Below are 23,648 nucleotides of genomic sequence, written 5' to 3'. Positions count from 1 at the left end.
CCTGCCGACCCCCGGCCCGTGCGGGGGTCTTCCTGCGCCCCATCCTCCGTGATCGGGCCGGAGCCGTCCTGCGGGCCGCGCCGGGCCGGGCGCGGCCCGCCGCCGCTCAGCCGGCCAGGAAGTCCAGCAGCACGCGGTTGACCTCGTCCGGCCGTTCCAGATACCCGAGGTGCCCGGCGTCCGGTATCTCCGCGTAGCGCGCCCCGGGAATCGCCTCGGCGACCTCCCGGCTCAAGTGCACCGGGAGGGTGGCGTCGTCGGCGAATCCGATGACCAGGGTCGGCACGGTGATCGCCCGGTAGGCGTGGCGCCGGTCGCCCTCCTCGGTGACATCGAGCTGGGCCCTGATCCCCGGAGTGATCGCCGAGCCGGAGAGCGCGAAGACCTCCAGCCAGTCCCGGGCGGTGTCCGGGTCGCGCAGGGTCGCCGGGGAGAGGCTCTGCACGGCGTGCGCGGCGGCGTAGTACGCCGGGGGCAGGACGATCTTCTCGTCGTGCAGGGCCCGCTTCCCGTCCCTCATCAGCAGCTGGGTCCGGTCGAGCCGGGCATGGGCGGCCATGGCCACCGCGTGGGTGACCAGATCGGGCCTGGCCAGGGCGAGTTCCTGCACCACCCGCGCGCCGAGGGAGGTCCCGACGACACGCGCCGGGCCGCCGAGATGGCCGATCAGCGCGGCGGTGTCCGCCACGAGATCGTCCATGGTCATCCCGTCCGCGCACTCGTCCGTCGGCGGTATGCCCCGGTTGTCGAAGGTGGCGACCCGGTAGCCGGCCGCGACCAGCGCGGGGACCTGGTACATCCGCCAGACCCGGCCGGGGCTCCCCGTACCCATCACCATGACGACCAGCTCGCCGCTCCCGCCGTGCACCTCGTACGACAGCGTGATGCCGTTCAGCCGTGCCGTGGCCATGATTCCGCCCTCTCGCTCTCCGGTTCCCACCCCCGTACCGGTGTACGGACGTTCCCGATCCACCCTCCCCCGCACGGGCGCGGGGGATGCCTCTCAGCCGCCGGCGAGGGCTTCGTCCCGGTCGGCCAGGTCCTCGGGGGTGTCGGCGTCGTCCGAGCTCATCTTGACCCGCCAGTACCCGGTGAAGGCGATGGAGCGCTTGTCGATGCCGCGTTCCTGCGCGAGATGGCGCCGGAGCGCCCGGACGGCCCCGGCCTCGCCCGCCACCCAGGCGAAGACCTCGCCGTCCGGGAAGACGGCGGCGCGCACGGCGTCGGCCAGGATCGGGGTGTGTCCGGCGGGCACGCCGTTCCGGTGCAGCCAGTGCAGGGTGACATCCCCGGCGGTGGTGAACTCCTGCTGCTCGGCGGCGTCCTCGATCTCGATGTAGGCGACCACCCGCTCACCCGGCTCCAGCGCCTCGATCAGCGCGCCGATCGCCGGGAGCGCGGTCTCGTCCCCGGCGAGCAGGGTCCAGTCGTGCGGGCCGGGTGTCCGGTAGTGGCTGAGCTGCGGGCTGAGCATGCCGACGACGTCCCCGGGCTCGGCGGCGGCGGCCCAGGAGGCGCCGGGGCCGACGGGGGCGCCGTCGTGGCCGTGCAGCACGAAGTCGATGTCTATCTCCTGCCGCACCGGGTCGTGCGAGCGGATGGTGTAGGCGCGCATCCAGGGGCGGTCGGTCTCGGGCATGGCCATGTACGCCTGGTACCAGCGGGTCAGATCGCCGTCGGCGGGCATGGGCGGGATGACCGGGGCGCGGCCGGGGCGCCGGGAGAAGAAGAGCTTGGAGTGCTGATCCCGGCTGACAGAGGTGAAGTCGGCGAGATCCTCACCGCCGAAGGTCACCCGGACCATGCGCGGGGTGATCCGCTCGACGCGGTTGACATGCAATGCCGAGTAACGCAGCGTTCCGGCCACGAGCAACTCCCAGAATATCCACTACAAGATAAGGGTAGGCTCACCTTATCTGTCCTGACGGGCGGTTTCGGAGAAGGGTTGCACAAGGGGATCGAGACTCTCTGGTGCCCCTGGCCGAAAGCGGGGCGGGCGGCACGGGACGGGCCGCGTAGGGGGCGGTTCGCCCGCCGGCGCGGGCCCCGGCGGGCCCTGGTGAGCCCCGGCGCGGGACCCGCCGCGAGGCGCGGACCCGAGCACGGTGGGCGCGCTCCCGGAGGCGGATCCCCGTCGCGCCGCCCCGGCCCGGGGCCGGCCGGGAGCCCCACGGCTCCGGCGGACGCGCGGTGCGAGGCGAGCTTCCGGCGGGGCGGCCTCGACCGCGCCCGGGACGGCCGGATCCGCCGCCGGGCCGGCGGGACACCGGCGACCGCCCGGCGACCGCCCGGCGACCGGGCACCGGCAAGCGCGCCGGCGGAGGGCCCGACACACTTGCCGCCGACCCCGACACCGGCGACGGCGACCAGTGGCGCGTCCGGCCCACCCGCGCGACGGCGGGCACCATCAGCGCCGCTCGGCCGGATCCGCCGTCCGACGGGAGGGGGCCGGCGGCGACGGCGGGCGGCGGGCACCGTCCGCGACGGCGGCCGTTCCCCCGCACCGTGCCGGAGGCGGGACAGCCGTTCAGGGGCCGCCGCCGGGACCGGTGTCAGCCGTTCGGACACCGGAACCACGGACGGCACCGCGACCACGGCAGGACACAATGGCGCGAAACCGGCGCCGGGCGGCCGGGCATCCCGCCGTGACGGCGCGGCCGGGGACCATGGCACCGCGCCCGGCCCCCGGCGCTCACCAACCGCGCCGCTGGTACGGCCCGGACCGCGCCGGCCGGGGCAGATAGCCGCTCCGCAGCAGGGAGACCAGCGTCCGCCGCAGCTCCCGGTCCTCGTCGGTCTCCACCGCCGTGTCCAGCTGCACGATGTCCACCCCGGCCGCCCGCAGCCGGCCGATGCGTTCGGCCACCCCCTCGGGCGAGCCGATGAAGGCACCGGCGAGCGAGCGGCGCACATACGCGGCAAGCTGCGCGTGCTCCCGTACGGGATCGGGGGCGGCGCCGCCGGCTCCCCCGTGCCCGCGCTCCCGGTCGCGGTCGAGCTGGACCGCCTCGTACCAGCGCCCGCTGCCCGGGCCGGTGGTCAGCCGGATCGCGTCCCGGCCGATCCGGCGGGCCCGTTCCGCCGCCGCCTCGTCCGTGGCCGCCAGCACGAGCGGTACATGGCGCCAGATCCGCAGGGTGCGGCCCTGCGCGGCGGCCGCCGCGCGGGCCTCGGCGATCCGGCGGCGGGTGGCCGAGAGCGGACCCGGGGCGACCGCGTACACCTCGGCGAAGCGCGCGGCGAGCCGGACCCCCTCGGGCGACGAGCCCCCGAAGGAGAGGAGTTCACCGCCCGGCCGGGGCCACACGCCGGAGCGCGCGTCCCGCACCGCGTAGAACTCGCCCTCGTGATCGAATCCCCGGCGCTCCGTGAGGGTGCGGGTGAAGAGCTCCAGATACTCCCCCGCCCGGCGGTAGCGGTCCGCCTTCGCCAGGGTGTCGCCGTCCCGGGCGGTGTCCGCGTCGCTCGAACCGACGATCACATGGGCCGACACCCGGCCCCCGGAGAGCCGGTCCAGGGTGGCCAGCGCCCGCGCGGCCGAGGTCGGGGCCGTGACGCCGGCCCGGTGCGCCACCGCGATCCGCAGCCGGCTGGTCGCCGCCAGCGCCCACGCGCCCACCAGCCAGGGGTCCGGCCAGGAACTGGACTGCGTCACCAGGGCGCTGTCCAGCCCGTCCTCCTCGTTCTCCCGCGCGGTGCGGGCCACATGCTCCGGGTCGGCGTCCCGCTCCGGCGGATCCGGCGCGAACCGCAGCGCCTGGCGTTCGCGCGGCGTACCGCCGAGCACGGGCGCGGCCCGCACCCCGCCCCGCAGATCGAGCTCCATCACAGCACTCCTCGCCCTCGTCGCATGGCCGGTCAGCCGCCCGCCGGGCCGAGCCGGGCCAGGGTGTCCAGCAGCCGTGCCCGGCTCACGAACACCTCGGGCGGCAGCGACACATAGAGCTGAATGGTCGTCACCCCCGGCCGGTGGTACGCCATGATCCGCTCGCGGCACTCCTCCGGCGAGCCGCTGATGAAGAGCCCGTCGACCACCTCGTCCGGCAGCGCCTTCTGCGCGGCCTCCGGGTCGCCCGCCGACCACGCCTCGTGCGAGGAGCGCAGCAGTTCGCCGTGGCCGAGCCATTCATGGAACTTCCGGTACGGCTCGCGGTTGAGGATCCAGGCCAGGAAGGGCCGGGTGGCCCGGTGGGCGTAATCGGTGTCCTCGGTCGGGCAGACGAACACCTTGACCACCAGCTCCTTCCCGGGCGGCTGCGGGCCGACGGCGTCCAGCACCTTCGGCACGTCCTCGGGGAAGAGCAGATTGGTGATCGCCCCGTCGCCCTCGCGGAAGCCGAGCCGCAGCATCCCGGGCCGCAGCGCGCCGAGGATCACCTTGACCGGGTCGGCCGGCGGATGCGGCAGCCGATAGCCGGTGATGGAGAAGGTGTCGAAGTCCCCGGCGATGTACTCGCCGCGCAGGGCCCTGGTGACGAAGCGCAGTACATCGCGGGTGCGCTTGTAGGGCTCGTCGAACGGAATGCCGTTGATGTCGGTGACATGGGCCGGCACCGAGGCGCCGATCCCCAGCAGCAGCCGCCCCGGCGCGAGCTGCGCCAGGGTGGCCGCCGTCTGGGCGAGCACGGCGGGCCCCCGGGTGTGCACCGGGACGATGCCGGTCGCGATCCGCAGCGACGGCGACCAGGCCGCCGTGGCGGCCAGCGGGGTGAAGGCGTCCGTACCGCCGCCCTCCGCGCTCCACACATCCGTGTAGCCGAGGTCGGGCAGCCGTTCCACCAGGAAGCGGTGCCGGTCGATGGTCAGCCCCGGCAGCGGCAGGGTGATGCCCCACTTCGGTGCGGCGGGGGACGCGGAGTGGTGGTGCGGCGGATGCTCGGCGGTCATGGAACCTGCCGTCCTTTCCTGCTGATGAGATGGGTTATCCGCCGACCCGGACCGTGGTCAGGTCCAGGAACCAGGACTGCGGCTGCACCAGTCCCCTGACGGTCGGTGCGAGCGCCCGCGGATTGCGGTCGTTGACGACGAAGAGCCAGGGCGCGTCACGGGTCACATGGCCCAGGGCCGCCCGGTAGTCGGCCTGCCGGGCGGTGCGGTCCGGGGTGGCCGCGGCGGAGGCCAGCAGCTTGTCCACGGCCGGGTTGGCGTAGCCGCCGGTCCAGAAGGGGCTCTTGCTGCCGATGAAGAGCGGCAGCAGCGCCTCGGACTGGAAGAGGGTGGTCGACTGCGCGATGGCGTCGGAGCCGAGGGCGACCTTGCCCTTCGCCTCCGCGCTGATCAGGGTCGACCAGTCGGTGGTGCGGATCTCGGCCTTGATGCCCACGGCGGCCAGATCGCGCTGGAGGGCCTGGGCGATCGGCACCGGCAGCAGATTCCCGGAGCCCCCGGTGGGCACCGTCACCGAGGTGCGGAAGCCCTTCGGATATCCGGCCTCGGCCAGCAGCTTCCGCGCCTTGGCGGGGTCGTGGCCGTAGAGGTCGAGGCTCTTGTCGTAGGCGAGTGTGGAGCGGGGCGCGGCCTGGAGGGCCGGGTCGGCGGTGCCGTGCAGGAGTTTCTCCGCGATGGCCTCGCGGTTGACGGCCCAGTTGGCGGCGGCCCGGACCCGGCGGTCCTTCCAGGGGCCCTTCTTCGTGTCGAGGATCCAGTACCAGAGGTGGTCGTAGCTGTTGGTGACCACCTTCGCGCCGTCGGCCTTCAGGCTCGCGATGTCGTCCGGGTTGGGGTACTCGATCCAGTTCACCGAGCCGGAACGCAGCGCGGCGGTGCGCGCGGCGGCGTCCGGCAGCGCCTTGACCACCAGCTTCCCGACCTTGGGGGCGCCGCGCCAGTACGACTTGTTGGCGACGAGGTCGATCTGCTCGCCGGCCCGCTGGGAGACGAAGGCGAAGGGCCCGGTGCCGACCGGCTTCTCGGAGAATTTCGCGGAGCCGGTGGCGCGGATCGCGGTGGGGCTGGCGATCAGCACATGGGCGAGGTCCTCGGGGAAGTGGCCGTTGGGGGCCGCGGTGACCAGCTCGACCCGGTCGGCGCCGAGCTTGCGGTACTTGGTGATGCCGCCCGCGTACTCGGCCGCCGCGGCGCCGATGGCCTCGGTGTAGTGCTCGTTCCTCTTGTCGAGATAGCGGTCGAGGTTGAAGATCACCGCGTCGGCGTCGAAGGGGGTGCCGTCCTGGAAGGTGACGCCCTTGCGGAGGGTGAAGGTCCAGGTGCGCTTGTCGGGGGCGACCTTCCAGGAGGTGGCGAGGGCCCCGGTGACGGTGGGCGCGGTGTCGGTCCGCGACAGGTCGTAGCGGGTGAGCCCCTCGTACAGCTGGAAACTGACCAGCCGCTTGCCCTCGAATCCGGCGCCGCCGATCACGGTGTCGGGGTTGGGCAGTTTGCCGGTGGCGCCGATGACCAGGGTGCCGCCGCGCGAGCCGGATCCCGTGCCGGAGCCGGCGACGGCCCCGGCGGAGCAGCCGGAGACGGTGAGCAGCAGGGCAGCGGCGGCGGCGAGCACGGTGGTGCGCGGATGGTGGTGCGTCATGGGTTGTTCCTCTGCGTGCGCGGGGTGAGGTGGTACGGGGGGTGGCGACCCGGGCGGTACGGGTCCGGCGGCGCGAGCGGCTGCGGGCCGGTCGGTCCCGTCAGGTCCGGGGCGGGCCCGGCGTCACGGAATCGCTCGCGCCGCCGGGACACTCGCCGGGCCCGGCCGGCGGCGCCGGCACACCGGCGGCCAGCAGGGAGCGGGTGTACGGGTGTTCCGGGGCCGCCCAGATCCGCTCGGCCGGGCCCTCCTCCACCACTCGCCCGTGCCGGAGCACGACCACCCGGTGCGCCAGGCGCCGGACCACGGCGAGATCGTGCGAGATGAAGAGGTAGGCGAGCCCTCGCGCGTCCTGGAGTTCGCCGAGCAGATCGAGGACCCGGGCCTGGACCCGGAGGTCCAGTGCCGAGGTCGGCTCGTCGCAGACGACCAGTTCGGGCCCGGTGGCCAGGGCGCGGGCGATGGCCACCCGCTGGAGCTGGCCGCCGGAGAGCTCGCGCGGGAAGCGGCGGGCGAGAGCGGGTTCGAGCCCCACCCGGCGGAAGAGCTCCGCGGTCCGCTCGGCGCGTTCGGCCCGGGGCACCCCGTGGACGCGCAGGGCGAAGGCGACCGCGTCGCCCGCGCGCAGGGCGGGGTTGAGCGAGCCGCGGGGATGCTGGGGGACGAACTGGAGCCGGGCGCGCACCGGCCGGGCCGCGCGCCCGCGCAGCCGGTACGGGTCGTGTCCGGCGAACCGCGCGGTGCCGCCGGTCGGGGCGAGCAGTCCGAGGCCGATCCGGGCGAGGGTGGATTTCCCCGAGCCGGATTCGCCGACCAGTCCGACGGTCTCGCCGGGCGCGACCGTGAGCGAGACTCCGTCGAGCGCGGTCCGTCCGCCCGGGTAACTCCGGGTGACCCGGTCGAGGGAGAGCAGCGGCGGCCCGGCGGGCGCGGACGCGGGCGGGGTCATGGGCGTACTCCCGGTTCGGCGGCCACCAGTTCGGCGGCGTGCGGATGGCGGGGCCGGGAGAGCACCTGTGCCGCGTCGCCGGTCTCCAAGATCCGGCCGCCATGCATCACGGCGGCCCGGCCGCCGATCCTGCGGGCGGCGGCCAGATCGTGGGTGACCATCAGCAGGGCGATGCCGTGGTCGGCGCGGAGCGCGGCGAAGAGATCGAGGATCTGTGCGCGGATGACGGCGTCCAGGGCGGTGGTGGGCTCGTCGGCGATCAGCAGCCGGGGCGCGCAGGCGATGGCGATGGCGATGGCGGCGCGCTGGCGCAGTCCGCCGGAGAGCTCGTGCGGGAAGCTGCGGGCGACCCGGTCGGGTTCGCCGATTCCGGCGCGCTCCAGGAGCGGGGGGACGGCGGCCCGGGCGGCGCGCCGTCCGTCGGCGACGCGGTGGCGGAGCAGCACCTCGGTGAGCTGGGGCCCGATCCGGCGCAGCGGGTCCAGGGAGCCGGTGGGGTCCTGGGGGACGTAGCCGATGTGCCGGCCGCGGATCCGGGTCAGGGCGCGCTCGCCGAGGGTGCGCAGTTCGGTGCCGTCCAGCCGTACGCTGCCGGTCACCTCGGCGCGCGGGCCGGAGAGTCCGGGCACGGCGCGGGCGACGGTGGTCTTGCCGCTGCCGGACTCGCCGATGAGGACGAGCGCCCCGCCGGGTTCGACGGTGAGGCTGACCTGGTCGGCGGCGGTGACCGAGCCGGGGTGGCGGACCGTCAGATCGGTGACGGCCAGTACGGGTGCCGCGGGGCGGTTCACCGGGCCTCCCGCTCCGCGCCGGACGCCTGGAGGGCGTTGCCGAGGGTGTTGAAGACCACGGAGACGGCCAGGATGGCGAGCGCGGGCAGTACCGCGACGGCCGGGTGGGTGAGCAGGACGGGGCGGAGTTCGTCGAGCATCGTGCCCCATTCGGCGCCCGGCGGGGGTGTGCCGAGGCCGAGGAAGGAGAGACCGGCGGCGTACACGATGGAGAGTCCGACCAGCGAGGAGCAGTACACGAGGACGACGGGGGCCACCACGGGGCCGATCTGCCACAGGACGACGGCGGTCCGGCTCGCGCCGCTGACCCGGGCGGCCTCCAGGAATTCGGCGGTGCGGATGCGCTGGACCTCGGTGAAGGCGACCCGGGCGACCGCCGGGGTGAGGACGATGGAGAGCGCGACCACGGTGGTGGTGAGCCCCGGGCTGAGCAGGGTGGCGATGGTGATGGCGAGCAGCACCCCGGGGAAGGCGAAGAGGATGTCGAGGGTGCGGAGCAGGGCCTGTTCGGTGATCCGGCCGGCGAGTGCGGCGACCGCGCCGAGCAGGGTGCCCGCGATCCCGGCGACGGCCACCGGGACGAGACCGCCGATGAGGGAGGGCCGGGTGCCCGCGACGAGCCGGCTGAGGATGTCCCGGCCCTGGGTGTCGGTGCCGAGGAGATGCCCGGGGGTCAGCGGCCCGGCGAGCCGGCCGTCCAGGGTTCCGGCGGCGGGGTGGTGCGGCATCAGCCAGGGCCCGGCGAGGGCGACGAGCAGCAGCAGGGCGGCGAGCACGGCCGGGATGAGCAGTCCGGGGACGGGGAGCCGGCGGCGTACGGCTCCGGTGTGCTCGGTGTGCTCGGCCTTCCGGGCGCTCAGGGCGTTCCGGGTGTTCCCGGCGCTCCGGGCGTTCCGGGCGTTCTCGGCGGGCGCGGATCCGGCGCCGGATTCGGTGTGCGGGGCCGTGGCGTCCGCCGTCGGCACCGTGCCGCCGGGGGCGCTCATCGGGCGCTCCTGACTCGGGGGTCGATCAGTGCGTGGGCGGCGTCCACCGCGATGTTGAGGGCGACGAAGGCGATGGCGACGATGAGCACCCCGCCCTGGATGAGCGGGAGATCGCGGGCGGTGAGGGCGTCGTACAGCAGCCGTCCGACCCCGGGCCAGGCGAAGAGGGTCTCCACGAAGACCACGCCCTCCAGCAGATAGGCGAGCTGGAGTCCGCCGATGGTGAGCAGGGCGGGTGAGGCGTTGTGGACCGAGTGCCGCAGGACGGCGGTACGGCTCAGGCCGCGGGCGCGCAGGCTGTCGGCGAGGTCGGAGGCGAGGACCGAGCCGAGTGCGGTGCGGAACACCCGGGCGGTGAGTCCCAGCGGTACGAGCGCGGCGGCGACGGCGGGCAGCACGAGGTGGCGTGCCTGGTCGAAGGGGCCGGCGGCGCCGAGGACGGTGTGGGTGCCGCCGGCCGGCAGCCAGCGCAGCCAGACGGCGAAGACGGCGATCAGCAGCAGCGCCACCGAGTACTGGGGCGCGGAGACGGCGAGGGTGTTCAGGGCGCCGGAGATCCGCCCCGGCAGACCGTGCGGGCGGAGCGCGCCGAGGGTGCCGAGGAGGGTGCCGCCGGTGACGACCAGGGCGAAGGCGGCGGAGGTCAGCAGCAGGGTCTGGCCGAGCGCGGGGAGCAGGAGTTCGGTCACCGGGCGCTGGGCGGAGATGGAGACGCCGAGATCGAGACGGAGGGCGTGGCCGAGCCAGTTGGCGTACTGGACGGGCAGGGGTTCGCCGAGGCCGAGCCGTTCGGTGAGCCGCTCCCGGGACTCGGCCGGTGCCCCCGGGCCGAGGAGGGCGGTGACCGGGTCGCCGGGGATGAGGGCGATGGTGAGGAAGACGACCGCGGTCACCCCCAGCACGGTGGGTACGGCGAGCAGCAGCCGCCGCAGCAGGAATCGGCTCAGCCCCGTGGAACCGGCCCGCCCGGGGGCGGTGGCGGGCGGTCTCGGCGGGCCTGGCATGGCGGGGGTTCCTTCCGGGGGGTGCGGGGCTGCGGCGGGGTGTACGGACGGGCTGTGCGGGCTTCGCGGACGGGCGGGGGCTCCATCGGGTGGTGACACGTGTCCCCCGGTGTCCGCCCCGGCGGAGCGACTCGCGGCCGGCGCACGATCGGCGTGCGGCTGCCGGCGGCGGGGAGTCACGGCGGACGGGGGCGGGGGCTCCGGGTCCCGGAGTGCCGGGCCGGTCGCTGCGTCGAAGGATGGAGTACGCGGACGTCCCCCGGCCAGGCAGGAGTTCATACGGATACTTCTGGTCATAGGATGCGGCGGACCCGGCAGCGGCATCCCGGGGCCGCCGGTGCCCGGTCCTCCGTTGACCGGCAGACCAAGCCCTCACTAAGCTGCACATATGGCTATCCGGCGAACCGACTTCACCCTGGTCGGTATCTGCGGCTCGTGGCACCGCAGGTGCTTCGACGAAATCTGTCGCGCCCGCGCCGGGCACTGACTCCTCGGCGGGCTCCGCCCCTCTCCGACGACAGCGCCTTCCCTTCCTCTTCCTGCCGGCCCCGTGTCCCTCTCCCGTGCCCGGATCGACGGCGATCCGACGGCGGCACCGGAATGGGCGGAGTGCGCCGGTGTCACCGCCGTTCCCGAGGGGAAACACCGCGATGCCTTATCGGTTCAGATTCCAATTCCGAGAACGTCCTTCCGGGACGGCCGGCGCGCACGCCGCCGACATGACGCGAGGCGGCGGATCATGGGGCTGCTGACCGGTGCCGAGCCCGGCGCCGGGCGCGCCCGGCGGCAGCCGAAGGGGCGGTATCAGTCCTGCACCCTGGTCCGGGCGGAGGACCGCCCGGAATCCCCGCACAGCGAGATAGACAATCCCCTCGATCTCATCGCCGGCCATCAGCTCCTGGCCGAACCGGAGACCCGGCGCCCGGACCGTCTGCCGGCCGCCGGGCCGGGCGCGGCGGGGTGCGGCTGCGGACATCCGCTCTGCACGGAGTCGCCGCGCCGGTTTCCGCCCGCCACCCGGGTCTTCCTGGCGGAACGCCACCCGGTGGCGCGGGCCGGCCTGCGCGGGGTGCTCGGCGCGGTGCCGGACATGACCGTCGTGGGCAGCTCCGGCGACGCGCTGCGGGCCCTGGACGCGGTACGGCGCACCCGGCCCGATGTGATTCTGCTCGGCGGCGGGGAGACCCTGGCCGACGACCTCTCGGCGGTGGTCCGCCTGCACGGTCCGGACGGCGCACCGAACTCCCGCATCCTGCTGCTCCGGCGGGCCGAGAGCACCACGGAGGCGAGCCGGATGCTGCTCGCGGGGGCGAGTGGCTGTTTCCCGCTCGAACTGGCCGAGGACCGGATCATCGCCGCGGTGACGATGGCGGCGGCCGGGGGCACGGTCTTCCTGCCGGCTCCGCCGGCGGCCCCGGTGCACGCCGCGAGCCTGGCCGGCCATGCCGCCGAACCGCCCCCGCAGCTCTGCGGCCTGACGAGCCGTGAGCGGGAGGTGCTGGCACAGCTCGCGCGCGGCCTGAGCAATGCGGAGATCGGCCGCGAGCTGGCCCTGGCGGAGGCGACGGTGAAGAAACACCTCACCCAGGCGATGCGCAAGACCGGCCAGCCGGACCGCCTGCGGGCGGCACTCTACGCCCACCGCCACGGGCTGGCGGGCTGAGGGGGCGGGGGGGCACCGTGCCGCCGGGGGTGTGCCCTCGGCGGCACGGCGACGCCGGGTGGTGTGCCGTCCCGGCCGGGACCAGTGCGGCTGCGGCCGACGCCCACCACACCGCCGGGGCGCGCACCCGGCGGTAGGGCATGGGCCCGACGGCCGCGCTGTGGCCGAAGCGCATCACACCGCCGGCCGCGGGGTGGGATCCGGGCACGCGGAGGACGTACACGAAGCGGTACGCGGGTGACCCGACGTACGCGCCGGGGCCGGCCACCGCCGTACGACGGCCGGAGCGCACCGACGCAGGGCGCACCGGGCGATACGACGCCGGCCCGGCGAGCGCGCCGAGGCGGAAGCACACCGCACCATCGGCCACGGGGCCGGAACCGGGCACGCGGAGGACGTACACGAAGCGGTACGGCAACGGCCTGCGGTGCGCGCCGGGGCCGGCCACCGCCGTACAGCGGCCGGAGCGCACCGGATCGCCGACTACAGCGGCGGCGTTGAGCGCACACCACTTCCCGGGCCGGGACCGCGCACACGGAGGACGTACACCAAGCGGTACGGCAACGACCCGACCAGCGCGCTGCGGCCGGCCACCGCCGTACAACAGCCCGAGCGCACCGACGCAGCGCCCGGATCACCGCTTCCCGGGCGGACCGGCGCGCACGGATCCACCCGCCGGGCGGCCGGACGCCGGCCCGGCGAGCGTGCCGCGGACCCCCCGGACAGCCTTCGGGCGCGGGCGGCTCGCGGCGGGCGGGAGCGGCCGTCCGCCCGGCGAGGGGCACTCGACGGGCGGACGGCGCCAAGGGCGGCCCGCGCCGGGGCCGGGCGGCGGCGGGTGCCCGGCCCCCTCACTCCCGGGGCCCAGGTCGTTTCTCACGGATCAGGCCAGATCAGTGAGCGCGGTCCGGTGCGTGCGATCGCGAGGCGGAGGATGGAGCCCACGCGGAGCGTCGGCGACTGACGACAACGCCGCGTGGGGGCACCACCCGGGCCGCCGGGCCCAGGGGGAGTACGCACCGGGGCACCCGAGCCCAGCAAGATCCCTGAGAGACGGCCGAGTTGTCGGAGACCGTGCGGCGGCCCGCCGTCCCGCCCGTCAGTTCGAGGACCCGGTGGAGGTCGTCGAGGGCGGGGCGGTGGTCGCCGGCGGCGTCGGGAGCCGCCGCCCACTCGGGCAGTGACGCGCCGTGGGCGCCCCGGGCCCGCAGGTCCGCGGTGTGCTCGGTGAGCGCGTCCGCCGCCTCGGCCCGGCGCCCCGCCTCGGAGCAGCCGTTGGCCCACTCCCGCAGGCCCCTCACCACCGGTTCGCCCGCCTCCCGGCGCCGCTCGCGGCCGAGCGCGAGCATTTCGGCGCGCGGGGCGAGCCCTTCCGCGCGCCGGCCGGCCGCGTACAGCTCCCGCTGGTACCCGTCGAGGGCTTCGTACCGTACGTCCGCGCGGGCCGGCAGGGCGGGACCGACGGCCCGGGCGGCGGCCGGCGTCTCCTCGTGCGGCAGAAGGCGGATCTCCGGGCGGCCGTGGTGGTGCCGGTCACGGCTCAGCCTCCGCAGCGCCCTGGAGAGGAGCGGCAGATACGCGGCGGGGCTGACCCGGGCGAGTACCCGATAGGCGTCGACTTCTTCGCGTGGTGTGCGGCGGCCCGATGCGAGCAGAATCATGCGGGCCCGCAGAACGTCATGCTGGTCAACTCCTGCCGAATTCTCCATGCCCGCAATTCCGGGAGTCGCGGTGCCGCCCAACAATGCTGTTCCGCTGTGCCGTTGACCCTAAGGAATTCACTCCCGACCTGTCATGAGGAATGTGTCACGACCCCCGCCCGCCCGGTGGTGACCACACCCGCCGGCAGCCGGACGCGAGGGCCGGCGGGAATCGGCCCCGAATTCCCGGCCCGGAGCCGCGAGTAGTTCCGGCGGGTTCCCGCGGAGCGAATGCGAATGCGCGGCGGGCGGAATGCGGCCGTGTGGCGCGGCGCCGGAATTCCCGTTCTCCGGACGGGTGTTCCGGGGCGCGGACACCCCGCCGGCCCGGCTGCCCCGGCCGCTTCGCGGGGGGCGACCTTCGTCGCCCTCCCGCTGGGCCGATCGTCTCCGTTACCGACTCCGTTCGTGGCTTCTGAGCAGGCCACCGCCCTCTTTAGCGTGACTCAAGGACCAGGTGCCGCCCGGTCCTCACCCCACGCCTGGCCAAGGAGATCCCGATGAGCGACGCACCCGAAGGAGGGATCACCCGTACCGGTTCGCGCCCGGCCACCGCGCGCCGAACCGGCACAGGTGCCGGTGCCGTTTCCGCCGGTGCCGTTTCCGCCTCTGCCGCCGCCGTACCCGCCCCGGCATCCGCCGCCGTACCCGCACCCGCCGCCGTACCCGCCCATATCCCCGCCGCCGCCCCGGTACCCGTACCCGCCGGGGTCCCCGGTGCCGTCCCCGCGCCCGCCGGCGTCCTGCCGGGGGCCGGCGAGTCCCGCCCGGAGACAGCCGCTCCGGACGCCGAGAAGTCGCGCAACACCTACCGCTCCATGCCGGACGCCGAACGCTCCGCCCTCTGGCGGCAGCGTCTGCACGAGGCGGAGGCCGGTCTGACCGGGCTGCTGGCCTCGCTCGGCAATGAGGTCCATCTGACCGACTGGTTCGCCCTCCAGAGCGAGCTCTTCGCCGATCTGCCCGATCCCCGTACCGCCCCGGCACGCGAATGGCAGCGCGTCTTCTTCCGGGACCAAGCCCTGATGGAACGTTTCCTCGTGGCCCGCTACGGCGAGGACGTCCTCGCCGACTGGGCGCGCGCCAACGCCGAGGTGCACCGCCAGGTCGAGCCGGACCGGGGCCGGGGCGCCGCCGATCCGGTGCACCGGATCGCCCGGCAGGCCGAACTGTACGGATCCGACTACGAGTTCGACGACACCAACGGCCCGGAGAGCGCGGCGGTGACCATCACCCACTGCGCCATCTGGGACTACCGCGAGCAGGCCCGCCGCAATGGTGTCCGGCTCACCCTGGCCTCGCCCTGCACGTACTGCACCGAGGCCCTCGGCTCCAATATCCGCGCCAAGGGCTATCTGCCGGTCCATCAGCTGCGTACCGGCCCGACCGGTCACGGCTGCCGCTGGGAAGCGACGGCGGACACCGGCTGTCCCGGGGCCTCCCCCGAAACCTCCCTCACCGACGAACTCCAGGAGCCATGAGATGTGCGGAGTCACCGGCTGGATCGACTGGGAAACCGATCTGCGCGCCGAGGGGGCCACTCTCCGCGCGATGACCGAGACACTCGCCTGCCGCGGCCCCGACGACACCGGCGTCACGCTCTCGCGGCATGCCGCGCTCGGCCACCGCAGGCTCGCGGTCATCGCGCCCGACGGCGGCGCCCAGCCGATGGGCGACGGCGGCCCGGAGCCGCGCGTGGTCCTCTCGTACAACGGCGAGCTCTACAACTACCGGGAGCTGCGCACCGAACTGATCGCGCTCGGACACCGGTTCCGCACGCCCTCCGACACGGAGGTCGTGCTCCGGGCCCATCTCCAGTGGGGCGCCGACGCCCCCCGCCGCTTCAACGGCATCTTCGCCTACGCGCTCTGGGACGAGGACCGCCGCGAACTTCTTCTCGTCCGCGACCATCTGGGCGTCAAACCGCTGTTCTGGCATGCGCTCCGCTCCGGAGTGATCTTCGGTTCGGAGCCCAAGGCGGTACTCGCCCATCCGCTCTTCCGGGCGGAGCTCGACGCCGAGGGCATCGCCGAGCTCTTCGCCCTGCCCGCCGCGCCGACCGCCGGACACGGTGTCTTCCGGGGCCTGGCCGAGGTACTGCCCGGCCAGATCGTCACCGTGGGGCCGGTACGGACCCGTACCACCCGTTACTGGCAGCCCGCCGCCCGCCCGCACACCGACGATCCGGCGACCACCCGCGCCACCGTGCGGGCCCTGCTCGCCGACACGGTCGAGCGCCAGCTGCTCAGCGATGTGCCGCTGTGCACCCTGCTCTCCGGCGGGGTCGACTCCAGCGCCGTCACCGCGCTGGCGGCGGCGGCCCGGGAGCGCGCCGGGCACTCCAAGGTCACCAGCTTCTCGGTCGACTTCCCCGGCAGCGCGGACCGCGCCCCCGACGCCTGGCGCACCAGCGCCGACGCGCCCTTCGTCCAGGCGGCGGCGGAGCACATCGGCACCCGGCACACCTCGGTCCTCATCCCCGACGACGATCTCCTCGAAGCCCGGGACGCGGTGCTCCGGGCCCGCGACCGGCCGGGCTGGGGCGAGATGGACGCCTCGCTCCATCTGCTCTTCCGGGAGGTGCGGAAGGAGTCCACGGTCGCCCTCTCGGGCGAGGCGGCGGACGAGATCTTCGGCGGCTACCCCTACTTCCACGACCGAGCCGCCCTCGCCGCCGGCACCTTCCCCTGGCTGCACGGCCGCGCCACCCCGGCCGATCTGCTGCGGCCCGATGTCGCGGCGCTGGTGCGGCCCGCGGAGTACGCCGCCGAGCAGTACCGGAGCGCGGTCGCGGCCACGCCCCGGCTGGACGGCGAGTCCGCCGCCGACCGGCGGATCCGCGAGGTCTTCCATCTCGCGCTCACCCGCTGGCTGCCCCCGCTGCTGGAGCGCGTGGACCGGGTGAGCATGTCGGTCGGCCTGGAGGTCCGGGTTCCGTTCTGCGATCACCGGCTGGTGGACTATCTGACCAATGTGCCCTGGGCGGTGAAGACCCCGGAGGGACGGTCCAAGGGACTGCTGCGGGACGCGGTGCGCGATCTCCTGCCCCCGCAGGTCGCCGACCGGCCCAAGAGCGGTTATCCGTCCACCCCGGCGGTGCGGTACACCGAGGTGCTCACCGCGCGGGCGCGGGAGCTGCTCGCCGACTCCCAGGCACCGGTGTTCGACCTGGTCGACCGGGAGACGGTCCGGCGGGCGCTGGCCGAGGGCCGCCCGCTGCCCAGTCCGCGCACCGCGCCCAATCCGGTCGGCGGACTCGACCATCTCGTCCAGATCGACGAGTGGCTGCGGGCCTACCGGGTGGGGCTGCGATGAGCGCCCCGGCCCGCAGCCCGCGCACGGAACGCGCGGACCGCACGGAGCACACGGCCCGTACGGAACGCACGGCCCGGAGCCCGCGCGCCGAGCCGCCGGCCCGCGGCCCCGAGGCGGAGGCGTATCTGGCCGCCGCCCGCCTCTGGACCACCGGGGTCGGGGTGCTCACCGCCCGCCACGGCGAGGACCTCTTCGCCAAGACGGTCTCCTCGCTCTGCACCCTCTCCCTGGAGCCGCTGCTGATCAGCGTCTCGGTCACCGCGCGCAGCCCCATCGTGGCGGCGGCGCGCGGCAGCGCCCGCTTCGCCGTCTCGGTCCTCGGCACCCACCAGGAGCCGCTGGCCCGCCGGTTCGCCGCGCCGGGCGCGGGCCACGCCCTCGGCTTCTTCACCCACGCCCCGATGCGCGAGGACACCGGAACGCCCGTCCTGGAGAACAGCCTGGCCTGGTTCGACTGCCGGCTGCACACCGTGCTGCCGGGCGGGGACCACGCCGTACTCGTCGGCCGGGTGACCGGAGCGCACAGCGAGCCGGGCGAGCCGCTGCTCTACCACGACGGCGGCTACCGCACCCTGCACACCCCCACGGTCAATCCCCTCTCAGGTCCACCGACAGGAGCCCGCGCATGACCCGAACGGACACCTCCCCCTCCTCCGGGACGGCGCGCCCGGGCCGCACACCGTCCGCCGGCCGGGGGCTGCTCACCGGCGACCGCTACCGCGCCGAGCTCAACGACGGCCGCGAACTGTATCTGGACGGCAAGCGGATCACCGATCCGGCGGCCCATCCCGCCTTCGCCCCGGCCGTGGACGAGCTCGCCCGGCTCATCGACCTCCAGCACGACCCCGCCCACCACGAGCTGCTCACCTACAAGGATCCGGAGTCGGGACTGCGGCTCGCCCGCGCCTACCAGCCGCCGCGCACCCTGGAGGAGCTGCGGACACAGCGGCGCAGCGCGGAGTTCTGGCATGCCGAGTCGCTCGGGCAGCACGGCCGCTCGCCCGCCTTCATGGCCTCCATCGCCCTCGGTGTGCACGACTTCCGCCACCGGCTGGAGAGCGCGCGCCCGGGGTTCGGCGCCAACGCCCACGCGTGGTACCGGCACTGCGCCGAGAACGACCTGGTGCTCTCGCACGCGCTGGGCGATCCGCAGATCGACCGGTCGGCCGACCCCGTCGAGGATCCCGATCTCGCCCTGCGGGTGCTGTCGGAGAGCGACGAGGGAATCGTGGTCCGGGGCGCCAAGCAGCTCACCACCCTCGCCCCGCTCGCCCATGAGGTGCTGGTCTATCTCTCGGCCTCCTTCACCCAGCGGCGGGGCGAGCAATTCGTGGTGTGGTTCGCGCTGCCGCTGAACACCCCGGGTCTGGTGACGCTCTGCCGCGAGCCGCTGGGCGGCTCCTCGCACGGCCACTCGCACCCGATCGGCGCCCGCTTCGACGAGCAGGACGCCATGCTCTTCTTCGACGACGTCCTCGTCCCGTGGGACCGGGTCTTCCTGCTGCGGGACGGCGAGCTGGCCCGGGAGGGCCTGGGCCGGATCAACGCGTGGAGCGCGTACATCGGCCATGTGCGGTACCGGGAGCGGCTGCGCGCCCTGCTGGCGACCGCGACCCTGGTGGCCGAGTCGATCGGCGTCGACGGCTTCCGCAACATCCAGGAGGATCTGGGCCGGCTGGCCGGCTACGCCGAGCTCACCGAGCTCTTCCTGGACGCGGCGGAGGCGCGGGCCAAGGTGACCGACAGCGGACTGCTGGCCCCCGGTGACACGGCGGCGAGCCGGGTCTGGTCGGCGGAGGTGGCCGAGAGCGCGCTCGACATCGTGCGCCGGATCGGCGCGTCGGGGCTGCTGATGCAGCCCACCGAGAACGATCTCGCCCACCCGGAGCTGCGCCCCCTGATCGACCGCTACATGCGCGGCCGGGACATCGCCGCGGACCGCAAGTCGCGCCTGTTCCGGCTCGCCTGGGAGCTGACCGGGGACGGCTTCGGGCAGCGCCAGCATCTGTACGAGTACGTCCACCGGGGCGATCTCAGCCGCAACCGGATCAATCTCTACAAGCGATACGACCAGCGGGAGACCCGGGACCGGCTGGAACGCCTGATCTCCGAACCCGTCATCACCCCCAGCGCCCCTCAGACCCAGGAGGTCAGCCCGTGACCGCGTCCGCCACCGAGATCCAGGCCCGCACCCTCGCCGGATACGCCACGGCCAGCGCTCTGCGCCAGGCCCGGGACCGCGACTGGGTGCTCGACAAGATCACCGGCGAGCCCGAGGTGCTGTTCGATCTCGGCAGCGGGATAGGCCAGTTGCTGGACGAGTCCCTCACCCGGCTGCCGTCGCTGCGGCTCGCGGTCGGCCTGGAGCGCTCCGAGCACCGGATCGCCGAGGCGGGCGAACGCCTGGCCGCCCACGGCGACCGGGTCCGGCTGGTCCGGGCCGATCTCACCGACCCGCCGGAGCTCGCCGAGCGGGCCGATGTGATCACCATGACCTCCGTACTGCACTGGCTCCACCCGGACGAGGACCGGATCTTCCGCTGGATCCGGGACCGGCTCACCCCCGGCGGCGCCTTTCTGCTGACGTCCTATCACCCGGCGCGGGACGAGCACGGGCTGGGCGGCGAGGACGAGATCGTACGGGAGGCACTCACCGAGCTGGGCGTGGCACCGGCAGCCGTGCCGGGGCTGTTCGCGAGTGGCGGGGTGACGCCGATCGCGGTCCGCACCCGTACCCCCGGCGATCTCGGCACCCTGCTGGAGCGGTTCTTCCGGATCGAGTCGAGCGTGCAGCGCGCGGCGGTGGTGACGGTCGAGGAGGAGCGGCAGTACGAGCACTTCCACGCGGCCACCTTCGGCGACTACTACGCCGGACTGCTCGAACCGGAGCGGCGGGCCGAGTTCTTCGCGGCGGTCGGCGCGAGCGGCTGGCGCCGGCAGCGCGAGCTGGGGCGGGTCAGCGACATGCCGGTACGGCTGTGGCGGCTCACCCCGCGCGGGTGAGCCGCCGGCGCACCCGACCACGACCGGCGGGCCGGATACGCTGAACCAGGATCCGGCCCGCCGTCCCCCACCCGCCGAGGAGCAGTGACCGCGATGTCGTCAACACCGGCCCCCAGTACGGAACTCGGAGCTTTTCTGCGGGCCCACCGCGAACTGCTGAAGCCCGCCGAGGTGGGTCTGGTGGCGACCGCGCGGCGGCGCACTCCGGGGCTGCGCCGGGAGGAGGTCGCCTCGCTCTCCGGGGTGGGCCTGGCCTGGTACACCTGGCTGGAGCAGGGCCGGGTGACCGCCTCCCGGCAGGTGCTGGGGGCGGTCAGCCGGGCGCTGCGGCTGGACGCGGCCGGGCAGCGGCATGCCATGCGGCTGGCCGGGTATCACGACCCCGTACCGGCTCAGGACGGCGGCGGGCCGCTCGCCGCCGCCGTCCAGCCGGTGCTCGACTCCTGGCCGGCCAGCCCCGCCGCCCTGCTGGACCGGCACTTCGATCTGCTGGGCTGGAACGCGGCCTGGGGCGCCCTGTGGGGCAGCCCCGACGCCGTGCCGTCCGACCGGCGCAATCTGATGTGGCTGATGGTCGCCGACCAGCGGCTGCGCGCGGTGCTGCACGACTGGGAGCCGCTGGCCATGAATGTCTTCCAGCACTTCCGCGCCCAGGCGGGTCCGGCGCTGGCGGATCCGCGCACCTCCGAGGTCTATCAGCGCCTGGACGAGGACGCGCCGGAGCTCCGCCACTGGTGGGGCTGCCATTCGGTGGCGGAGCTGACGGCGCGCGCGGTCACGGTGGAACCGGCCGGGGTGGGACGGGTGGAGCTGTCGCTGTCGTCCTTCCACCCCGTGGACGACCCGAGCGCGCTGGTCCTTCTCTTCACTCCGGTGACGGCGGCGGGGCGGGCCCGGATGACGGCGCTGGCCGAGCGCCCGCTGCGGTCCGTGGACACGGACACCGGCCGCCGGGCGGTCTGACCCCCGGCACGGAACGCGCGTACGGACACCGGGATCCTCCCACCGGTGTCCGTACGCGTTTCTCGTGGCCCGCCCGGTTCAGACGCGCTCGTCCCGGCTGTCGTCGCGGGGCCGCTCGGCGGGGGTCCGGCGGCCGGCGGTGAGCGTCACCGCGACCAGGGCGGCGAGGAGCGCCAGTCCGGTGCCGATGACCAGGGTGCCGGCCGTGACGCTGCCGAAGAGCCCCAGCGCCCAGGCCCCGACACCGGTTCCGGCGTACATCGTGGAGGTGAGCCAGGCGCTGGAGGTGGCGCGCAGCTCCGGGTTGACGGTGCCCGCGAGGGTCTGCTGATCGGTGACGAAGCCACCGCTCGCCACGAACCAGAGCACGACGCCGACGAGGGCGAGCGGCAGCCCGGGCCCGTACGCGGAGAGCGCGATGCCGCCGGCCATCAGCAGGCCCCAGAGCGGGAGCAGCGGCACCTGGCTGCCGCCGCCGCCCGCCGCCCGCGCCTTGTCGCCGAGGCGTCCGCCGAGCAGCGACCCGATGACGCTGCCGGCGCCGACCAGGACCCCGATCAGCCCGAGCGCCGAAACGGAGAGGTCGAAGCGGTGCACGAGCAGGGCGCCGAGGAAGGTGTACGCGCCGAGGTTGGCCGCGTGGAAGAGGGTGTTGACGGTGAGCGCCTTGCGGAGCGTCGGGTCGCTCCACCCGGCGAACACGGCGCGCACGGCACCGGCCGAGGGCTTCCCGGCGCCCGGCGCGCCGGTGCCGGCGGGGTCGGCGGGGAGCTGGCGCAGCAGCAGCGGGAGCGCGGCGGCGGTGGCGATCGCCATGGCGAGGAAGGCGGAGCGCCAGCCGGCCCAGCCGGCGAGCAGGGCGCCGAGCGGCACGCCGACGACCTGCCCGCAGGAGAAGAGCGCCATACCGAGTCCGAGGGCCCGGCCGCGTACCGCGTCCGGCGCGGTCTCGGCGATATGCGCCCAGATCGCGGGCCCGGCGGCCGCGGCGGCCAGTCCGGCGACCGCCCGGGAGATCACCAGCACGGTGAGGCCGCCGGAGATGGCGGCGATGGCGTTGGAGACGAGGAAGAGCAGCGCTCCCGCGACCAGGGTCCGGCGGCGGCCGAAGCGGTCGCTGAGCAGCCCGAGGAAGGGCGCGCTGATCGCGTACACCAGCACATAGGCGGTGACGCTGGAGGCGGCGGCGGCCTCGCTGACGTCGATGTCGTCCGCGATGGTCGGCAGCAGCGGCGAGACGAGGAAGGTCTCGGTGCCGAAGAGGAAGAGGAGGGCGAAGACCCCCGCGTACTGGAGCCGGTTGAAGGTTCCGGCGGCGGGGTCGGGGGCGTCCGGCGGAGCGCTCAAGGGGAGTTCACTGCCTTTCGGGCGGCTGCGGGGAGGGGATGGTGTGCGGAGCCGCGGAAAGGCCGTACGGGGTGGTGCGGAGGTCAGCGGGCGGCTCCCCCGGCGGGATCGGACCCTCGGGGCAGCCATCGTGCTCGGGCGGCGGAACGCCAGCCAGACAGGCGTTGATCCTGTGACCAGGGGTCACAGGCACGGGGGCGCCATCCGGGGGCGGGGCGGGGGCAGGATCGGGGCCGGGCGCCGCCCCGGCGGTGGACCGGGCACGGGCCGGGGCCGCGAGCGGTCGGCTCGCACGGCCCTGCCCGTGGAGCCGGGCACCCGCCGGGAGGAACCCGTTCGTACCGGCCGCGGAACCGGGAGCGGTGGCCCCGGCCGGTACGGGCCGGCCCCGGGGCCCCCGTACCCGCCGGGCAGCGTCCGGCTCAGCCGCGGTCCGGGCCCGTCGCCACCGGGCGGGCCGGGTCGCGGGTCCACTCCGACCAGGAGCCGACGTACAGGGCGGGGGTGTATCCGGCCAGTTCCAGGGCGACGGCCTGCTGCGCGGCCGAGACACCGGAGCCGCAGTAGACGCCGACCTCGGTCCCGGCCTCGCCCGCGCCCAGCGCGGCGAACCGCGCGGCCAGCACGTCCGGCGGCAGATAACGCCCGTCCTCCGCGGTGTTCTGCGCGGTCGGCGCGGAGACCGCGCCCGGGATGTGTCCGCCCACCGGGTCGATCGGCTCCACCTCGCCCCGGTACCGCTCCGCCGCGCGGGCGTCCAGCAGCACTCCCTCGCGGGCCAGTTCCGCCGCGGTGCCGGCGGTCAGCAGGGGCAGTCCGCCACCCGGCACGGGCACGAAATCGCCCTCCGCGGGGGCGGGCACGGCGGTCTCCAGCGGTCCGGTCCAGGCGGCGAGTCCGCCGTCGAGGACCCGGACATCCCGGTGGCCCGCCCAGCGCAGCAGCCACCAGGCGCGCGCGGCGGCCCAGCCGAGCCCGCCGTCGTAGACGACGACGGGGGCGGAGGCCGAGACCCCGGCCCGGCGCATCACCGCGCCGAACTCGCCCGGGTCCGGCAGCGGATGGCGCCCGCCCTCCCCCGCCGGGCCGGCGAGCTCCGCGTCGAGGTCGACGAAGACGGCCGAGGGCAGGTGCCCGGCCTCGTACTCCGGCCGCCCGTGCGGGCCGCCGTGCTGCCAGCGGATGTCCAGAAGCACGGGTGGCCGGGAACCGTCCAGCGCGTCTCGGAGTTCATCTACGGAAATGATCGGCTTCATGAAGGTCATCCTTGCGTAGAAAGTCGCGTCACATAACGCCGCCGATAAGGATGTGCAACATCAAAACGGGCAGGCTCTCAGCGAGAACCCGCCAAAATCGGCGCGGCCGGGGAGCGCTCGGGCGTGGGTAATGGAAGCATTCGCA

General features: G+C 74.7%; 19 protein-coding genes. 7 read left to right on the top strand and 12 right to left on the bottom strand.

Translation table 11 applies throughout. The annotated features are described in order from the left end of the window. Positions 1-106: 106 nt before the first annotated feature. The 9 genes from AAFN69_RS17175 to AAFN69_RS17135 all read right to left on the bottom strand — a co-directional run bounded on the left by AAFN69_RS17175 (position 107) and on the right by AAFN69_RS17135 (position 10,256). Complete coding sequence (locus tag AAFN69_RS17175) at positions 107-910, bottom strand: alpha/beta hydrolase (protein WP_347729393.1); 804 nt, start codon at positions 908-910, stop codon at positions 107-109. A 93-nt stretch (positions 911-1,003) separates the two neighbouring features. Continuing rightward, positions 1,004-1,867 carry a siderophore-interacting protein gene (locus AAFN69_RS17170; RefSeq protein WP_347729392.1) on the bottom strand — a complete coding sequence of 288 codons (864 nt, stop codon included), beginning with the start codon at positions 1,865-1,867 and terminating at the stop codon, positions 1,004-1,006. 825 nt (positions 1,868-2,692) lie between these two features. Beyond that, on the bottom strand, positions 2,693-3,826 hold the full coding sequence (locus tag AAFN69_RS17165) for an LLM class flavin-dependent oxidoreductase (RefSeq protein WP_347729391.1): 1,134 nt from the start codon (positions 3,824-3,826) through the stop codon (positions 2,693-2,695). Positions 3,827-3,858: 32 nt separating this feature from the next. Beyond that, positions 3,859-4,887, bottom strand: a complete 1,029-nt coding sequence (locus tag AAFN69_RS17160) for an LLM class F420-dependent oxidoreductase (RefSeq protein WP_347729390.1) — start codon at positions 4,885-4,887, stop codon at positions 3,859-3,861. A gap of 34 nt (positions 4,888-4,921) precedes the next feature. After that, positions 4,922-6,526, bottom strand: coding sequence for an ABC transporter substrate-binding protein (locus AAFN69_RS17155; RefSeq protein ID WP_347729389.1), 1,605 nt, complete (start codon positions 6,524-6,526; stop codon positions 4,922-4,924). 100 nt (positions 6,527-6,626) lie between these two features. Next, positions 6,627-7,475 carry an ABC transporter ATP-binding protein gene (locus tag AAFN69_RS17150; RefSeq protein ID WP_347729388.1) on the bottom strand — a complete coding sequence of 283 codons (849 nt, stop codon included), beginning with the start codon at positions 7,473-7,475 and terminating at the stop codon, positions 6,627-6,629. After that, positions 7,472-8,266: an ABC transporter ATP-binding protein gene (locus AAFN69_RS17145; RefSeq protein ID WP_347729387.1), complete on the bottom strand. Its 795-nt coding sequence runs from the start codon at positions 8,264-8,266 to the stop codon at positions 7,472-7,474. The genes AAFN69_RS17150 and AAFN69_RS17145 overlap by 4 nt, the downstream gene beginning before the upstream one ends. Beyond that, positions 8,263-9,252, bottom strand: a complete 990-nt coding sequence (locus AAFN69_RS17140) for an ABC transporter permease (protein ID WP_347729386.1) — start codon at positions 9,250-9,252, stop codon at positions 8,263-8,265. Before AAFN69_RS17140 ends, AAFN69_RS17145 begins: the two co-directional genes overlap by 4 nt. Continuing rightward, positions 9,249-10,256, bottom strand: coding sequence for an ABC transporter permease (locus tag AAFN69_RS17135; RefSeq protein WP_347729385.1), 1,008 nt, complete (start codon positions 10,254-10,256; stop codon positions 9,249-9,251). Before AAFN69_RS17135 ends, AAFN69_RS17140 begins: the two co-directional genes overlap by 4 nt. A gap of 739 nt (positions 10,257-10,995) precedes the next feature. On the opposite strand from AAFN69_RS17135, the gene AAFN69_RS17130 reads away from it, so the two are divergent. Continuing rightward, positions 10,996-11,919 carry a response regulator transcription factor gene (locus tag AAFN69_RS17130; protein WP_347729384.1) on the top strand — a complete coding sequence of 308 codons (924 nt, stop codon included), beginning with the start codon at positions 10,996-10,998 and terminating at the stop codon, positions 11,917-11,919. Positions 11,920-12,812: 893 nt separating this feature from the next. On the opposite strand, the gene AAFN69_RS17125 is transcribed toward AAFN69_RS17130, so the two are convergent. Further along, positions 12,813-13,628: a hypothetical protein gene (locus tag AAFN69_RS17125; protein ID WP_347729383.1), complete on the bottom strand. Its 816-nt coding sequence runs from the start codon at positions 13,626-13,628 to the stop codon at positions 12,813-12,815. A 491-nt stretch (positions 13,629-14,119) separates the two neighbouring features. Here AAFN69_RS17125 and AAFN69_RS17120 point away from each other — a divergent pair, with 491 nt between their 5' ends. The 6 genes from AAFN69_RS17120 to AAFN69_RS17095 all read left to right on the top strand — a co-directional run bounded on the left by AAFN69_RS17120 (position 14,120) and on the right by AAFN69_RS17095 (position 20,900). After that, positions 14,120-15,100 carry a hypothetical protein gene (locus tag AAFN69_RS17120; protein WP_347729382.1) on the top strand — a complete coding sequence of 327 codons (981 nt, stop codon included), beginning with the start codon at positions 14,120-14,122 and terminating at the stop codon, positions 15,098-15,100. Position 15,101: 1 nt separating this feature from the next. Continuing rightward, the gene (asnB, locus tag AAFN69_RS17115) at positions 15,102-16,934 is read left to right on the top strand and encodes an asparagine synthase (glutamine-hydrolyzing) (protein ID WP_347729381.1); all 1,833 of its coding nucleotides are present in this window, start codon (positions 15,102-15,104) and stop codon (positions 16,932-16,934) included. Beyond that, a complete protein-coding gene (locus AAFN69_RS17110) occupies positions 16,931-17,563 on the top strand; it encodes a flavin reductase family protein (RefSeq protein WP_347729380.1) in 633 nt (210 codons plus the stop codon). The genes asnB and AAFN69_RS17110 overlap by 4 nt, the downstream gene beginning before the upstream one ends. After that, the gene (locus tag AAFN69_RS17105; protein WP_347729379.1) at positions 17,560-19,095 is read left to right on the top strand and encodes a 4-hydroxyphenylacetate 3-hydroxylase N-terminal domain-containing protein; all 1,536 of its coding nucleotides are present in this window, start codon (positions 17,560-17,562) and stop codon (positions 19,093-19,095) included. The genes AAFN69_RS17110 and AAFN69_RS17105 overlap by 4 nt, the downstream gene beginning before the upstream one ends. Then, the gene (locus tag AAFN69_RS17100; RefSeq protein ID WP_347729378.1) at positions 19,092-19,937 is read left to right on the top strand and encodes a methyltransferase; all 846 of its coding nucleotides are present in this window, start codon (positions 19,092-19,094) and stop codon (positions 19,935-19,937) included. Before AAFN69_RS17105 ends, AAFN69_RS17100 begins: the two co-directional genes overlap by 4 nt. Positions 19,938-20,030: 93 nt before the next feature. Next, positions 20,031-20,900: a helix-turn-helix domain-containing protein gene (locus AAFN69_RS17095; protein WP_347729377.1), complete on the top strand. Its 870-nt coding sequence runs from the start codon at positions 20,031-20,033 to the stop codon at positions 20,898-20,900. A 78-nt stretch (positions 20,901-20,978) separates the two neighbouring features. On the opposite strand, the gene AAFN69_RS17090 is transcribed toward AAFN69_RS17095, so the two are convergent. Continuing rightward, positions 20,979-22,247 carry an MFS transporter gene (locus AAFN69_RS17090; protein ID WP_347729376.1) on the bottom strand — a complete coding sequence of 423 codons (1,269 nt, stop codon included), beginning with the start codon at positions 22,245-22,247 and terminating at the stop codon, positions 20,979-20,981. A 422-nt stretch (positions 22,248-22,669) separates the two neighbouring features. Beyond that, the gene (locus tag AAFN69_RS17085) at positions 22,670-23,503 is read right to left on the bottom strand and encodes a sulfurtransferase (protein WP_347729375.1); all 834 of its coding nucleotides are present in this window, start codon (positions 23,501-23,503) and stop codon (positions 22,670-22,672) included. Positions 23,504-23,648 lie beyond the last annotated feature (145 nt).

It is taken from the genome of Streptomyces sp. CAU 1734 (genome assembly GCF_039888735.1).
Classification (GTDB): Bacteria; Actinomycetota; Actinomycetes; order Streptomycetales; family Streptomycetaceae; genus Streptomyces.
This window is presented reverse-complemented; position numbering and strand designations above follow the sequence as displayed.

Excerpts from the sequence above, each read along its gene's own strand:
- AAFN69_RS17175 (WP_347729393.1), bottom strand. The coding sequence starts at position 910 with ATGGCCACGGCACGGCTGAACGGCATCACGCTGTCGTACGAGGTGCAC.
- AAFN69_RS17165 (WP_347729391.1), bottom strand. The coding sequence starts at position 3,826 with ATGGAGCTCGATCTGCGGGGCGGGGTGCGGGCCGCGCCCGTGCTCGGC.
- AAFN69_RS17160 (WP_347729390.1), bottom strand. The coding sequence starts at position 4,887 with ATGACCGCCGAGCATCCGCCGCACCACCACTCCGCGTCCCCCGCCGCA.
- AAFN69_RS17155 (WP_347729389.1), bottom strand. The coding sequence starts at position 6,526 with ATGACGCACCACCATCCGCGCACCACCGTGCTCGCCGCCGCCGCTGCC.
- AAFN69_RS17150 (WP_347729388.1), bottom strand. The coding sequence starts at position 7,475 with ATGACCCCGCCCGCGTCCGCGCCCGCCGGGCCGCCGCTGCTCTCCCTC.
- AAFN69_RS17140 (WP_347729386.1), bottom strand. The coding sequence starts at position 9,252 with ATGAGCGCCCCCGGCGGCACGGTGCCGACGGCGGACGCCACGGCCCCG.
- AAFN69_RS17135 (WP_347729385.1), bottom strand. The coding sequence starts at position 10,256 with ATGCCAGGCCCGCCGAGACCGCCCGCCACCGCCCCCGGGCGGGCCGGT.
- AAFN69_RS17130 (WP_347729384.1), top strand. The coding sequence starts at position 10,996 with ATGGGGCTGCTGACCGGTGCCGAGCCCGGCGCCGGGCGCGCCCGGCGG.
- AAFN69_RS17125 (WP_347729383.1), bottom strand. The coding sequence starts at position 13,628 with ATGGAGAATTCGGCAGGAGTTGACCAGCATGACGTTCTGCGGGCCCGC.
- AAFN69_RS17120 (WP_347729382.1), top strand. The coding sequence starts at position 14,120 with ATGAGCGACGCACCCGAAGGAGGGATCACCCGTACCGGTTCGCGCCCG.
- asnB (WP_347729381.1), top strand. The coding sequence starts at position 15,102 with ATGTGCGGAGTCACCGGCTGGATCGACTGGGAAACCGATCTGCGCGCC.
- AAFN69_RS17110 (WP_347729380.1), top strand. The coding sequence starts at position 16,931 with ATGAGCGCCCCGGCCCGCAGCCCGCGCACGGAACGCGCGGACCGCACG.
- AAFN69_RS17105 (WP_347729379.1), top strand. The coding sequence starts at position 17,560 with ATGACCCGAACGGACACCTCCCCCTCCTCCGGGACGGCGCGCCCGGGC.
- AAFN69_RS17095 (WP_347729377.1), top strand. The coding sequence starts at position 20,031 with ATGTCGTCAACACCGGCCCCCAGTACGGAACTCGGAGCTTTTCTGCGG.
- AAFN69_RS17085 (WP_347729375.1), bottom strand. The coding sequence starts at position 23,503 with ATGAAGCCGATCATTTCCGTAGATGAACTCCGAGACGCGCTGGACGGT.